This is a genomic window from Alteromonas sp. ABV4_515 (assembly GCF_056160345.1).
In genome coordinates this window covers 20208-33678 of the sequence record NZ_JBSWWZ010000006.1, presented here as the reverse complement: position 1 = coordinate 33678, position 13471 = coordinate 20208, and the positions used below count along the sequence as shown (strand labels likewise).

General features: G+C 45.7%; 12 protein-coding genes. 6 read left to right on the top strand and 6 right to left on the bottom strand.

Features of this window, described 5'->3' with window-relative positions; genetic code table 11:
• Position 1 precedes the first annotated feature (1 nt).
• Together purC and ACXAGX_RS14415 are read left to right on the top strand one after the other, a co-directional pair.
• Positions 2 to 718 (top strand): phosphoribosylaminoimidazolesuccinocarboxamide synthase, encoded by a 717-nt coding sequence (gene purC, locus ACXAGX_RS14420; RefSeq protein WP_474839599.1) that lies wholly within the window; start codon positions 2 to 4, stop codon positions 716 to 718.
• A 132-nt stretch (positions 719 to 850) separates the two neighbouring features.
• Positions 851 to 1693 carry a DMT family transporter gene (locus tag ACXAGX_RS14415; RefSeq protein WP_474839172.1) on the top strand — a complete coding sequence of 281 codons (843 nt, stop codon included), beginning with the start codon at positions 851 to 853 and terminating at the stop codon, positions 1691 to 1693.
• Positions 1694 to 1727: 34 nt separating this feature from the next.
• Here the strand turns inward: ACXAGX_RS14415 and ACXAGX_RS14410 are convergent, their stop codons facing one another.
• Together ACXAGX_RS14410 and ACXAGX_RS14405 are read right to left on the bottom strand one after the other, a co-directional pair.
• Entirely contained in the window at positions 1728 to 2276 is a 549-nt protein-coding gene (locus ACXAGX_RS14410) for a prepilin-type N-terminal cleavage/methylation domain-containing protein (protein ID WP_474839170.1), read from the bottom strand.
• Between the two features lie 147 nt (positions 2277 to 2423).
• A complete protein-coding gene (locus ACXAGX_RS14405; protein WP_474839168.1) occupies positions 2424 to 3038 on the bottom strand; it encodes a LysE family translocator in 615 nt (204 codons plus the stop codon).
• Between the two features lie 236 nt (positions 3039 to 3274).
• Here ACXAGX_RS14405 and efpL point away from each other — a divergent pair, with 236 nt between their 5' ends.
• Both efpL and ACXAGX_RS14395 read left to right on the top strand, forming a co-directional pair.
• Complete coding sequence (gene efpL / locus ACXAGX_RS14400; RefSeq protein ID WP_070127705.1) at positions 3275 to 3847, top strand: elongation factor P-like protein EfpL; 573 nt, start codon at positions 3275 to 3277, stop codon at positions 3845 to 3847.
• 79 nt (positions 3848 to 3926) lie between these two features.
• Positions 3927 to 4229 (top strand): hypothetical protein, encoded by a 303-nt coding sequence (locus tag ACXAGX_RS14395; RefSeq protein ID WP_474824691.1) that lies wholly within the window; start codon positions 3927 to 3929, stop codon positions 4227 to 4229.
• Between the two features lie 65 nt (positions 4230 to 4294).
• Here the strand turns inward: ACXAGX_RS14395 and yfaE are convergent, their stop codons facing one another.
• The 4 genes from yfaE to ubiG form a co-directional block, all read right to left on the bottom strand.
• Positions 4295 to 4567 (bottom strand): class I ribonucleotide reductase maintenance protein YfaE, encoded by a 273-nt coding sequence (yfaE, locus tag ACXAGX_RS14390; RefSeq protein WP_083273229.1) that lies wholly within the window; start codon positions 4565 to 4567, stop codon positions 4295 to 4297.
• A 14-nt stretch (positions 4568 to 4581) separates the two neighbouring features.
• Entirely contained in the window at positions 4582 to 5712 is a 1131-nt protein-coding gene (nrdB, locus tag ACXAGX_RS14385; protein ID WP_474824690.1) for a class Ia ribonucleoside-diphosphate reductase subunit beta, read from the bottom strand.
• A 70-nt stretch (positions 5713 to 5782) separates the two neighbouring features.
• Positions 5783 to 8113 carry a class 1a ribonucleoside-diphosphate reductase subunit alpha gene (gene nrdA, locus ACXAGX_RS14380; protein WP_474839166.1) on the bottom strand — a complete coding sequence of 777 codons (2331 nt, stop codon included), beginning with the start codon at positions 8111 to 8113 and terminating at the stop codon, positions 5783 to 5785.
• Between the two features lie 424 nt (positions 8114 to 8537).
• A complete protein-coding gene (ubiG, locus tag ACXAGX_RS14375; protein ID WP_474824688.1) occupies positions 8538 to 9242 on the bottom strand; it encodes a bifunctional 2-polyprenyl-6-hydroxyphenol methylase/3-demethylubiquinol 3-O-methyltransferase UbiG in 705 nt (234 codons plus the stop codon).
• Between the two features lie 356 nt (positions 9243 to 9598).
• On the opposite strand from ubiG, the gene gyrA reads away from it, so the two are divergent.
• Together gyrA and serC are read left to right on the top strand one after the other, a co-directional pair.
• A complete protein-coding gene (gene gyrA, locus ACXAGX_RS14370; RefSeq protein ID WP_474824687.1) occupies positions 9599 to 12295 on the top strand; it encodes a DNA topoisomerase (ATP-hydrolyzing) subunit A in 2697 nt (898 codons plus the stop codon).
• 89 nt (positions 12296 to 12384) lie between these two features.
• Positions 12385 to 13470, top strand: a complete 1086-nt coding sequence (serC, locus tag ACXAGX_RS14365) for a 3-phosphoserine/phosphohydroxythreonine transaminase (protein WP_474824686.1) — start codon at positions 12385 to 12387, stop codon at positions 13468 to 13470.
• Position 13471 lies beyond the last annotated feature (1 nt).

Here is a 13471-nt window from a genome sequence, read left to right as displayed (position 1 = left end):
GATGGAAAAGCGCGAAGAACTGTACCGCGGTAAAGCGAAAACGGTATACCTCACTGACGACAGTGAAAAACTGATCCTTGAGTTCAGAAATGACACATCGGCATTTGACGGTGAAAAGATTGAGCAACTCGACCGTAAGGGCGAGGTGAACAACAAATTTAATCACTTCATCATGACCAAGCTGGAAGAAGCGGGTATCTCTACCCAGGTAGAAGCACTGCTGTCTGACACCGACTCTTTGGTTAAGAAACTGGATATGATTCCGGTTGAATGTGTTGTACGAAACGTTGCAGCGGGTTCACTGGTTCGCCGTCTGGGTGTTGAAGAAGGGTTAATGCTGAATGATAAGCCAATTTTTGAGTTCTTCCTCAAAAATGATGCGTTTCATGACCCTATGGTCAACGATTACCATATCACAGCATTCGGTTGGGCCACTGAAGCGCAAATCGCTGAAATGAAGCGCTTAACATTCGCTGTGAACGATGTGCTTAAAGCATTGTTCGATGAAGGCGGTATGATTCTGGTCGACTACAAACTTGAATTTGGTCTCGACGCCGATGGCAACATTATTCTCGGCGACGAATTCAGCCCGGATGGTTGTCGCTTATGGGATAAAGAAACCCGTAAGAAAATGGACAAAGACCGTTTCCGTCAAGGGTTAGGTTCAGTTGTTGAAACCTATATCGAAGTTGCTGAGCGTTTAGGCCTGAAACTTTAATAAAAGCAATTTTGAAAAAAGCACCTTCGGGTGCTTTTTTTATTTTTACAATTTTTTAGCAAACAGTGCCTTAGTAGCATTGTCATTATTATTTCTTCGTGGGATGGTGAGTAAAATATTAGGGAGATTTACATGCCAGTATCCACATACCTGTTTGCCTGTCTTGCCATGATAGCGTTCGCCGCTAATTCTTTACTCTGTCGTATGGCGCTGGTCGAGACCGATATTGGTCCCGCTACATTCACATTTGTCAGGCTGCTCAGCGGTGCACTTATTCTCAGTCTACTTATCCACTTCAAAGGGCATAAGCCGGCAAGGCAGGGTAGCTGGGTAGGCGCTATTGCACTGTTTTGCTATGCAGCGGGTTTTTCATTCGCCTACCAACATGTAACGACGGGCACGGGAGCACTGCTGCTATTTGGTGCGGTACAAATTAGCATGATTGGAATTGGCTTCTTCCGCGGTGAACGGTTTTCAATGGCGCAATCAGCAGGCTTTCTCATCGCATTTTGCGGGCTGGTATATCTGGTATTGCCAGGTGTTACTGCGCCACCGCTCGTATCTGCATCACTTATGATCCTGGCGGGCGTGAGTTGGGGCGTGTATTCTATTTTGGGTAAGGGGGTTGCTGCGCCGCTTTTGATGACAGCAGGGAATTTCTTGCGTACGACACCTTTTGCAGTTGTTTTATTTTTAGTGATGGCTGAACCTTTTTCCATGTCAGATCCAGGCATCATTTATGGCGTTCTTTCGGGCGCCATTGCCTCGGGCTTGGGCTATGCGTTGTGGTACTTTGTATTGCCCGAGTTAGAAGCCACAAATGCAGCTACGTTGCAGCTCAGTGTACCGGTAATCGCCACATTCATGGGATGGCTGTTCCTTAGCGAAACCATCACAATGCGCATAGTTCTTGCCAGTTTGGCGATAATCGGTGGTATTGTGCTAGTCATTAAAAGCAAAAGAAGCGTAAATTGACATGCTTTGATTCATGCTTTCTGAGCAAGTGGGGTTATAAATTGTACATTTGCACCTGGCCGGGACTACCTTCATAGCCATACGCGGCATAATTAGTATCGCTTATAAAGTAAACGAAATAAGGGTCGGAATAGCCAGAAAGCGTTCCCCCTGAACTACTTTTCAAGTACGCGCACACTTCAGCACTGGAATCAGCATAATAAACCGTATTCCAACCTGCTGTCATTGCTGAACCGAAATCATTCATTACGTTTACAGGCTGCGGATCAGCAAACACGTTAGACCATAATTCAGCACAACCCGAGCTGTCGTTTGTCGAGCCTTTAGGCCAGCCATTATCAGAGAACGTTACAGACTGGCCATTGATTATAATGGGCGATGTGCGTCTGATTATATATTTCGCATTCATTAAGGTTAGGCCAGATTTGAAACCCGCCATCATTGAATTCGTTACAGCATCATTGGCATCGTCAGATAAGTCAATGAAGCGAGGCGCTGCAGTAACGGCAAGAACACCAAGAATAATAATGACAATAATGAGTTCTATGAGGGTAAAGCCCTGGGCATAACGATTTGTTTTCAAAATGATATTTTCGTAATAATTCAGGAGCTTTAATCGTAGATTAATGTTTTTCTGTGAGCAATCTGAAAACCGGTGTGACAGTTATGCAGACACGTTTACAAGTATCCGCACACATAATTAAGTCGATTTATCAGTTAGATAAAGAAATCAGCTAAGCGCTAACCAGGCACCTACGCCAATCATTAGGCTGCCGGCAATTCTGTTCATCACACGTACGTTACCGCTTTGCAGCAGTAACGTTCGTAGCGAGCGGCCGCCTGACGCGTAAATTAATAAACAGCTAAATTCTAAAGTGAGGATTATGGCGACTAACGTTATGAGTTGCTCGGCTAACGGCTGCTCCGATTTAAGAAACGGAGGCAATAATGCGACAAAAAATGCCCACCCCTTGGGGTTGGCGATGGCCGTGATAAACCCTTGAGAGATTAACGCTGTACGACTTGCGGGCTGGGTTTCTTCTGATGTAAGGGCCATTTTTCCGCGGGACAGCCACATTTGAATACCGGTATTAGCCAAATAGGCGGCACCAATGAGTTTGAGAACAGAAAATACAGTAGGGTAATTTAATAATAATGCTGCTACACCGATAGCAGAAAGTGTGGCGACTAAACCAACCCCAATTAATTCGCCGAGCATCATCCACAGTGCACGCTTAACACCAATACTCATTCCCAATGTCATGGCCATTGTCATACACATACCCGGTGTAATAGACACAAAGAAGAATGTTGGGATAAAAACGGACAAGACGGCCCAGGTCATAAACAGATTTCCTTAATTAACGGGCGTAGACGATGCCAGAATTTGACCATTCAGGCAAAAATATTTCTGATTAATTTCTGCTATCAATGTGTAATATTGAAAATCCAATGTGGTTAAAACAGTATTAAGGATTGATAATAATAAAACTGCTTTCTAAGCAAAGCGAAATGGCGGAAAATACCAACTGGAATTGTTATCAGGTATTTGCGCCTGACTCTCATTTACAGGAAATCGCCATGCCTAAGGCAAGTGAAATAAAAAAGAATAATACGATTATTTTCGATGGAAAGACCTGCATTGTTCGTGACATCGAGCGTTCCGTACCACAGGGCCGCGCCGGCGGCAGTATCTATCGTATGCGCATGTACGACGTAGTGAGCGGTGCCAAGTACGATGAGACCTTTAAGGACTCAGACATGCTGGAAATGGCTGATTTAGTTCGACGCCCAGCCATGTTTTCGTATATCGATGGCGAAGAATATGTGTTTATGGATAAGGAAGATTACACGCCTTACCATCTGAATAAAGACAGCATCGCTGATGAAGCATTATTTATTAATGAAGAAACAGACGGTATTCAAGTATTGGTTGTCAGTGAAGTGCCAGTAGCGTTGGACTTACCAATGAGTGTGGAGTTGGAAGTGGTTGAAACCGATCCGTCAATTAAAGGTGCATCAGCTACATCGCGTACCAAGCCGGCCAAACTTTCTACGGGCTTAGTCGTGCAAGTCCCTGAGTACATCAGTACTGGTGAGTGGATTAAGATCAATACCGAAGAACGTAAGTTTCAGAGTCGGGCTGATAAGTAATCATTTTAACCATACGTATCTTAACGGCAGGATCCACGAACGGTTTCTGCTTAATTTTAACGAGTAAAAGGAAATTTCTGTGAAAATAGTAAAACAGTTATCAACGATTGCCTGTATTGGTTTGTTTACCTGTGTACTGGGTGCTTGTAGTGAAGAGAAGCAAGAGCAAACTGAAGATTCAATGAGCAAAATGAAAGGTGCAGCCAGTGATATGATGGATGACGCAAAAAATGCCGCGTCAGACTTAGCAGATAAAACTGAAGATTTTGCTGAAGATGCGGCGGATAAGGCAGAAGACTGGGCTGATGACGCAGGCAACGCCATTGAAGACAATTGCGAAAAAATGAAAGAGAAAATGGACTTAGAAGACAAGGATTGCTAATAATCTTTGCTGCCATTAATGAAAAAAGCCCGCATTTGTCATCCAATTGCGGGCTTTTTTTTCGACTATAGTGGTACGTCAATTTTCAAATTGGTCAGAGGCTTGCAGCAACAGGGAAGAATTTCATCGTCATCGATGAAGGCGAGGGGATCGACAGTATAACTGACTTCACCACTTATTAGCTTTGTGCGGCAGGCACCACAAAATCCATCACGACAATTAAAGTGACATTCCACGCCAGCATGTTCTAAACATTCAAGCAGAGTTTTATCGGAAATGGCATCAACACACCCCACATCGACAACGTCGATGCGAAGTGTGGTGTCGGGTTTTCCCATTCGCGATGGGAAGCTTACAGTTCGAAATCGGCGAAATCGTCTTCACCTACGGAAGAGTCGATTTGTCCTACCAGATAGGAACTGATTTCAGATTCCTGAGGTGCTACCTGAACGTTATCCGAATTGAGATAATTGTTCATCCAGGGTAGTGGATTACTTTTTATCTCATACGGCGCTTCAAAGCCAATGGCAGTCATTCGCTGATTCGCAATGTATTCCACGTACTGACACAAAATTTCCTTATTCATGCCAATCATGGAGCCGTTCTTGAACAGGTAATCGGCCCATTCCTTTTCCTGCTCTACAGCACTGATGAAGATTTGACGTGCTTCTTCATGACACTCTGCGGCAATTTCAGCCATTTCAGGATCATCTTTGCCTCGGGCCCACAGATTAAGTATATGCTGCGTGGAGGACAAATGCAGGTTCTCATCACGGGCAATTAGACGGATGATTTTCGCGTTACCTTCCATTAACTCTCGTTCAGCAAACGCAAAGGTACATGCAAATGATACATAGAAACGCACAGCTTCCAACGCGTTAACCGAGTTCATACATAAGTACATTTTCTTCTTCAGTACGCGCATATTCACTTCGTACACTTCACCGTCGACAGTATGAACGCCTTCGCCCTGGGTTTGCCAAAGCTGGGTGTGGAAGATGAGGTCGTCGTAATAACGGGAGATATCTGCGGCACGGCGTTTGATTTGCTCATTAACCACAATATCTTCAAATATTGAACTGGGATCAGAAAACAGGTTACGTAGAATGTGCGTGTAAGACCGGGAGTGAATAGTCTCAAAGAAAGACCAGGTTTCGATCCAGGTTTCCAGTTCCGGTAATGAAACGATGGGCAGAAATGCAATATTAGGACTGCGGCCCTGCACTGAGTCGAGCAGTGTTTGATATTTCAAATTTGAAATAAAGATATGTTGCTCTGGTTCAGTCAGCTTTTGAAAGTCCACGCGGTCACGAGTTACATCGACTTCTTCAGGACGCCAGAAGAAACTGATTTGCTTTTCAATCAATTTCTCAAAAATGCTGTGTTTTTGTTGATCGTAACGGGCCACATTAACAGGGTTACCGAAAAACATAGGTTCTACAAGAGGATTGACGCTTTGTTGATTAAACGTTGTATATTTCATAACTGCAATTTAGCTCGATTTATTACCGGTTAGAAAGCGAATGCCAGGGCGGGCGCCCTGGCTAATACCGTTAGATTTTACATGCACCGCCGGCACAGTCGTCATCTTCTTCGATAACGGCTGTCTGGGCCTGCTGGTTCTTAGGATGAGCCTGGCTCTGCTTCACTTCCATAGAACTGGTGTCTGTGTTGCCATCTCGGGTATTGTGGTAGTACAAGGTTTTTACGCCCAGCTTGTAGGCTGTTAGTAGATCTTTCAGCAACAGCTTCATCGGTACTTTACCGCTTTCGTATTTGCCCGGGTCATAGCTGGTATTGGCAGAGATTGTCTGGTCGATAAACTTCTGCATGATACCTACCAGTTGCAGGTAACCGTCGTTCGAAGGAATATCCCACAGCAGCTCATAAGCATCTTTCAGGTTTTCATATTCAGGTACAACCTGCTTAAGCACACCGTCTTTGCTTGACTTAATTGAGATGTGACCACGTGGTGGTTCAATACCGTTCGTCGCGTTAGAAATCTGAGAAGACGTCTCAGACGGCATCAGCGCAGACAGGGTAGAGTTACGCAGACCGTGCTCCATCATTTCTGCACGCAGGCCTTCCCAATCCATATGCAACGGTTCGTTACAAATGGCGTCGAGATCCTTCTTGTAGGTATCGATAGGCAGAATACCTTTTGCGTACGTGGTTTCGTTAAATTTCGGACACGCACCTTTCTCTTTTGCCAGATTCACAGAGGCTTTGAGCAGGTGATACTGCATGGCTTCGAATGTGCGGTGAATCAACGGATTTGCACTGAAGTCAGAGTACTTAACGCCATTTTTCGCCAGATAGTAAGCAAAATTAATTACGCCTATACCCAGCGTACGACGATTCATTGTTGCGTGATATGCCGCCGGAACAGGATAGTCCTGGTAATCCAGCAAACTGTCGAGGGCACGTACGGCAAGGTCAGACAGTTCTTCAAATTCATCTACCGATTTAATTGCACCTAAGTTAAACGCAGACAGCGTACACAGGGCAATTTCACCGTTTTCATCGTTCACGTGTTCCAGTGGCTTGGTCGGCAGGGCGATTTCAAGACACAGGTTACTTTGACGCACTGGAGCAACAGCCGGATCAAATGGGCTATGCGTATTACAATGGTCAACGTTTTGCAGGTAAATACGACCCGTAGAAGCACGTTCTTGCATGAACAGGCTAAACAGTTCCATGGCTTTAATTTGCTTCTTGCGGATGGAGTCGTCCTGTTCGTATTTAACGTACAGTTCTTCGAATTTGTTCTGATCAGCGAAGAAAGCATCATAAAGGCCCGGCACGTCAGACGGGCTGAACAAAGTAATGTAGCCATCTTTCATCATGCGCTGATACATCAGCTTGTTGAACTGAACACCATAGTCGAGGTGTCGTACACGGTTTTCTTCGACACCACGGTTATTTTTAAGTACCAGCAGAGATTCTACTTCCATGTGCCAGAGTGGGTAGAACAGGGTAGCTGCGCCACCACGAACACCACCCTGAGAGCAGCTTTTCACTGCCGTTTGGAAATACTTGTAGAATGGAATACAACCAGTATGGAATGCTTCACCACCGCGAATTGGGCTTCCCAATGCGCGGATACGACCCGCGTTCACACCAATACCGGCACGTTGGCTTACGTATTTTACAATAGCACTGGCTGTGGCATTGATAGAATCCAGACTATCACCGGTTTCAATCAGTACGCATGAGCTGAACTGGCGGGTAGGCGTACGCACACCAGACATAATAGGTGTTGGCAGAGAAATCTTAAATGTTGATGTTGCATCGTAGAAACGACGGACATAATCAAGACGCGTCTCTTTCGGGTATTCAGCGAACAGGCATGCCGCAACCAGTACGTAAAGGAACTGGGCACTTTCGTAAATGTCACCGGTCACACGGTTCTGTACCAGGTATTTGCCTTCCAGTTGCTTAACCGCCGCATAGCTGAAGGTCATATCGCGCCAGTGGTCGATGAAATCGTCCATCGCTTCGAATTCGGCCTGGGTGTAGTCAGACAGCAGGTGCTCGTCGTACTTACCCTGTTCAACCATTTTCTTCACGTGATCGAACAGTTTAGGCGGCTCAAACTGACCGTATGCTTTTTTACGTAAGTGGAAAATAGCGAGTCGCGCAGCAAGATATTGGTAATCAGGTGCATCAGTAGAGATAAGATCTGCCGCTGATTTGATCAGGGTTTCGTGGATCTCGCCGGTTTTAATACCGTCGTAAAACTGGATCTGGGCTTTGAGTTCTACCTGGGAAACAGAAACATTGTTGAGTCCTTCTGCTGCCCACGTAATGACTTTGTGGATCTTATCTAACTCAATAGCTTCTTTTTCGCCATTGCGTTTAGTGACATACAAGTTATTGTTCATTTGTACTGGCCGTTAGTTTGTTAGCGCATGAATGACGGGATGAATACCCATTTTCACTGTAATTATTTGACGTAATTTGGCTCTGAAAGCCTGATCCAGCAGAGATCCCTACTGCCTGGCGGGATCCTGTGTTTTGTTGCTCACTTTTCGTTATAAAACACCCGTCGGACAAGACACAAGATAGTGAGGTTTACGCGTTAATGCAACCCAATATCTGGTGGTAAATCCAGCGATCAAACTATGCAATAAAAATGGTTAGTGAAGACTAACCAAGTACAGGCAATCAAATGGCAAATCAGCCAAATGCAACCGTTTTTTACTTTTTTGATCTGCAATTAAAAAATTTTAACTGCTACTATTATGACTGCTCACAAATACGACATGTAGCGCAGATTATGTTCATCAGCACTACATGTTGTGTTTTCTAGTCAGCTTTTTGCGTATGAACGATGTAGTTAACGTCGACGTTTTTATCTGAAAGATAAAATTGACGGCTTAAGGGATCCATATGCAAGCCTGTGGTGTTTCGTGGTAGCAGATCTACCTTATCGGTCATCGCCATTAATTCTGAAGGCTTAATAAAGCGGGCGTGCTGATGTGTGCCTTTCGGTACCAGATTTAAAATGTATTCTGCACCCACGATACCCATTAACCAAGATTTGACGTTACGGTTTAATGTGGACAGAAAAACATGGCCTCCTGGTTTAACCAGGCGCGCACACGCTGCAACAATAGAGACGGGGTCCGGTACGTGTTCAAGCATTTCCATACAAGTCACTACATCAAATTCACCTTGATGCTGGGCGGCGAACTCTTCTGCACTGATACATTGATAATCCACACACACACCAGATTCGAGACCGTGAAGTTTCGCCACTTCAAGAGACGCCTGAGCCAAATCAATACCAGAGACTTCGGCACCCAGTTTTGCCATGGATTCTGCAAGAATACCTCCACCGCAGCCCACATCGACCACCTTTTTACCAAACAGGCCGTCACAATGTTGCTGAACGAAGTCCAAACGTAAAGGGTTAATTAGATGCAGTGGTTTGAACTCACTCTCTGTGTCCCACCAGCGCGAGGCCAGTTCACTGAATTTGGCAATTTCTTGCTCGTCGACGTTGCTCATGAAAACGCTCTATACCGTTATTAAAGAATATAAAAGAAAGAAAACAATCAGCGTAATAGGTTACATCAACCGTTAGTGAAAAGGCATGTTTTGTCAGTGAAACATCGTTAACTGAACGAAAAGTAGACGCTCAGGCACTACTGTCCTGATTGCACTGATTAAGCGCTACATAAATCTGTCATCCAGTGATACACTCAATGATTACCTGAGGAGGTTATGAGCGGGTCAACCGGCTCCTCAAGATAAACCCATAATAAGAAAGCGCTGTTCTTAGCTGCATTTATTACCAGGTTTTAACACTTGGTGGTGCGTGATATTGGATACGCTTGAACTTGAATCAAGGGACATAGCAGTTTATGACTGATAACGCTAAAGAAATTCTGCCCATAAATATTGAGGAAGAGCTGAAGAACTCTTATCTCGATTATGCGATGAGCGTTATTGTTGGGCGTGCATTGCCTGACGTAAGAGACGGCCTCAAGCCGGTTCACCGTCGTGTACTCTTCGCGATGAACGAACTCAAAAACGACTTCAATAAACCATACAAAAAATCGGCCCGTGTGGTCGGTGATGTCATCGGTAAATATCACCCTCACGGTGACAGTGCGGTATACGACACCATTGTACGTATGGCACAGCCATTCTCGCTGCGTTACATGCTCGTCGACGGGCAAGGGAACTTCGGTTCGGTAGACGGCGACTCAGCCGCTGCAATGCGGTATACCGAAGTGCGCATGGCCAAGATCGCCCACGAATTGCTGGCGGATCTGGATAAAGAAACTGTTGATTTTGTACCTAACTATGATGGTACAGAACAAATTCCTGATGTACTGCCAACAAAGGTACCTAACCTGCTGGTTAACGGTTCTTCTGGTATTGCGGTTGGTATGGCGACTAACATTCCGCCACACAACCTGACTGAAGTTATCAACGGCTGTATTGCATTAATTGAAAATCCGTCGGTAACAATCGAAGATCTGATGCAATTCATCCCTGGACCAGATTTCCCAACCGCGGCAATGATCAGTGGCCGTAAGGGCATTGATGACGCTTACCGCACCGGTCGCGGCAAAATCTATCTGCGTGCTAAAGCGGAAATCGAAACGGACAGTAGTGGCAAAGAAACGATTATTGTCAACGAAATTCCGTATCAGGTTAACAAAGCCCGTCTGATTGAAAAAATTGCCGAGCTGGTTAAAGAAAAACGCATTGAAGGTATTTCAGCACTGCGCGACGAGTCTGATAAAGACGGTATGCGTATTGTTGTGGAAGTGAAACGCAACGAATCTGCAGAAGTACTCCTTAACCACCTTTATGCTAATACCCAATTGCAAACGGTATTCGGTATAAACATGGTGGCGCTGGATAACGGCCAGCCTAAAGTTTTCAACCTCAAGGAAATGCTTGAGGCGTTTATCCTTCACCGTCGTGAAGTGGTAACTCGCCGTACCGTTTACGAGCTGCGTAAAGCCCGTGACCGTGCGCACATTCTTGAAGGTCTTGCCATTGCGCTGACCAACATCGATCCGATCATTGAGCTTATTAAAGCCTCGCCGAGTCCGTCTGAAGCCAAGAAAGCCTTGGTTGCACAGGGTTGGAACCTTGGCGATGTTGCAGACATGCTGGAACGTGCGGGTGATGATGCAGCGCGTCCTGACTGGTTAACACCAGAATTCGGTATCCGCGACGGCAAATACTTCCTCACCGAGCAACAAGCCCAGGCTATTCTTGACCTGCGTCTGCACAAGCTGACAGGTCTGGAACACGAGAAAATTCTCGACGAATACAAAGAACTGCTGGCGGTCATTGCTGAGCTTCTGCATATTCTGCGAAGCCCTGAGCGCCTGATGGAAGTGATTCGCGAAGAACTTGAAAAAATCCGTGATGAATTCGGTGATGAACGTCGTACAGAAATCACCGCAGCCAGTCACGACATCGATATTGAAGATCTCATCGAACAGGAAGACGTGGTAGTGACGCTTTCCCGTGAAGGTTATGTGAAATATCAAAAACTCAGTGAATACGAAGCGCAGCGCCGTGGTGGTAAAGGTAAGTCAGCGACCAAGATGAAAGATGAAGATTTCATCGAGCGTCTACTGGTAGCCAATACCCATGACCACATTCTGTGTTTCTCTACCCGCGGCCGCCTGTACTGGTTGAAGGTATATCAATTGCCGTTCGCCAGCCGTAATGCTCGCGGTAAACCTATCGTTAATATTCTTCCGCTGGAGAATGACGAGCGTATTACAGCCATTCTGCCGATTAAAGAATTCGAGGAAGGTAAATTCGTACTCATGGCTACCGCTAACGGTACCGTGAAAAAGACTGACCTTAGCCTGTATTCCCGTCCGCGATCCAGTGGTATTATTGCCGTTAACCTGAACGAAGGTGACGAATTGATTGGTGTCGCGATCACCCATGGTGATGACGACATCATGCTGTTCTCTGATGAAGGTAAAGTGGTTCGTTTTAACGAAAAACTTCGCGATTCAGAAACTGGCGAAATCAAGCGTGATCCTGAAACCGGTGAAGAACTCCAGGCACTACGTCCAATGGGCCGAACTGCAACGGGTGTTCGAGGTATCAAACTGCAAGAAGGCCAGCGGGTTGTATCACTGATTGTGCCACAGGGTGATGGCGCTATTCTGACAGCCACAGAAAACGGTTACGGTAAGCGCACACCGCTTGAAGATTACCCAGCGAAGAGTCGTGCGACTCAGGGCGTGGTATCTATTAAGGTGTCCGAGCGTAACGGTAAAGTGGTTGGTGCAGTTCAGGTAGATGAGTCTGACGAAATCATGTTGATCAGCAACATGGGTACGCTTGTACGTACGCGTGTGAGTGAAGTTTCAACGGTAGGTCGTAACACCCAGGGTGTACGTCTTATTCGTACCGCTGATGAAGAAAAAGTCGTAGGGCTGCAACGCATTGAAGAAGTGATCGACGAAGACATCGATCTTGAAGACGGTGAAGAGAACACCGCAGACGCTGAAGCATCAGCAACCGATGATGCCGCTGTTTCTGACAGCGATAAGCCAACGACAGAAGAATAAGTCTACGCGCTTTGTAAAAAACGCGTTTTAACTCTTATTCAACAAGCGGCTTTTGCCGCTTGTTGTGTTTACAGGTGTTGAAAAAATCTATGAGTAACGTATTTAACTTCAGTGCAGGTCCAGCCATGCTGCCTGCAGAGGTCATGCAACAAGCACAGGCGGAATTCCTTAACTGGCGCGATTCAGGCTGTTCAGTAATGGAAGTGAGCCACCGCGGTAAAGACTTTATCGAGGTTGCCGCTACGGCAGAGCAAGATCTGCGCGATCTTCTCAATGTACCTGAAAATTATAAAGTGTTATTCGCACACGGCGGTGGCCGTGGACAGTTTGCCTCTGTACCGCTTAACATTTCGACTTCTTCAGACACGTCTTTACACATGGTTACTGGTTCATGGTCTAAAGGTGCCGTTGCCGAAGCTGCCAAATACAACAACGCCAAAGTCATTGGGGAAACCGTTGAAGTAGACGGCCTACAGGCTGTGGCGAAAGTGACGGAAGCTAACGTTGACCAATCAGCTGCCTATCTGCATTTTTGCCCTAACGAAACAGTAGATGGTGTTGCCTTTGACTGGTTACCAGAATCTGGAAACGTACCACTGGTTTCAGACATGTCTTCTTGCATTTTGTCAAAACCTCTCGATGTGTCTGCACACGGTATCATCTATGCTGGCGCGCAAAAAAATATCGGTCCATCAGGTTTGTCAGTGTTAATTGTGCGTGACGATCTGATTGGTAAAGCCCGTAAGGAAACACCATCAATTTTCGATTATGAATTGATGGCGAAACATGATTCCATGTATAACACGCCGCCCACGTTCTCCTGGTATTTGGCTGGTCTTGTATTCAAATGGCTGAAAAGCAATGGTGGTTTAACTGCCATGCAGCAACGCAACGAAGAAAAAGCGGCGCTGTTATATGGAGCCATCGATGGTAGTGACTTCTACAGCAACCCGGTACATCCTGATAACCGCTCTATCATGAACGTGCCATTTCACTTAGCTGATGACTCGCTGAACCAGAAGTTCCTTGAACAATCTGATGCTGCTGGCCTGAAAGCGCTGAAAGGCCACCGTTCTGTAGGTGGTATGCGTGCCAGTATTTATAACGCCATGTCAGTGGAAGGTGTTGCTGCGCTGGTTGAATTTATGAAACAGTTTGAAAAGGAAAACGGGTAAG

Bases quoted from the DNA above. Each gene is read 5' to 3' on its own strand.
- purC (WP_474839599.1), top strand. From the start codon at position 2: ATGGAAAAGCGCGAAGAACTGTACCGCGGTAAAGCGAAAACGGTATAC.
- ACXAGX_RS14415 (WP_474839172.1), top strand. From the start codon at position 851: ATGCCAGTATCCACATACCTGTTTGCCTGTCTTGCCATGATAGCGTTC.
- ACXAGX_RS14405 (WP_474839168.1), bottom strand. From the start codon at position 3,038: ATGACCTGGGCCGTCTTGTCCGTTTTTATCCCAACATTCTTCTTTGTG.
- efpL (WP_070127705.1), top strand. From the start codon at position 3,275: ATGCCTAAGGCAAGTGAAATAAAAAAGAATAATACGATTATTTTCGAT.
- yfaE (WP_083273229.1), bottom strand. From the start codon at position 4,567: ATGGGAAAACCCGACACCACACTTCGCATCGACGTTGTCGATGTGGGG.
- nrdB (WP_474824690.1), bottom strand. From the start codon at position 5,712: ATGAAATATACAACGTTTAATCAACAAAGCGTCAATCCTCTTGTAGAA.
- nrdA (WP_474839166.1), bottom strand. From the start codon at position 8,113: ATGAACAATAACTTGTATGTCACTAAACGCAATGGCGAAAAAGAAGCT.
- ubiG (WP_474824688.1), bottom strand. From the start codon at position 9,242: ATGAGCAACGTCGACGAGCAAGAAATTGCCAAATTCAGTGAACTGGCC.
- gyrA (WP_474824687.1), top strand. From the start codon at position 9,599: ATGACTGATAACGCTAAAGAAATTCTGCCCATAAATATTGAGGAAGAG.
- serC (WP_474824686.1), top strand. From the start codon at position 12,385: ATGAGTAACGTATTTAACTTCAGTGCAGGTCCAGCCATGCTGCCTGCA.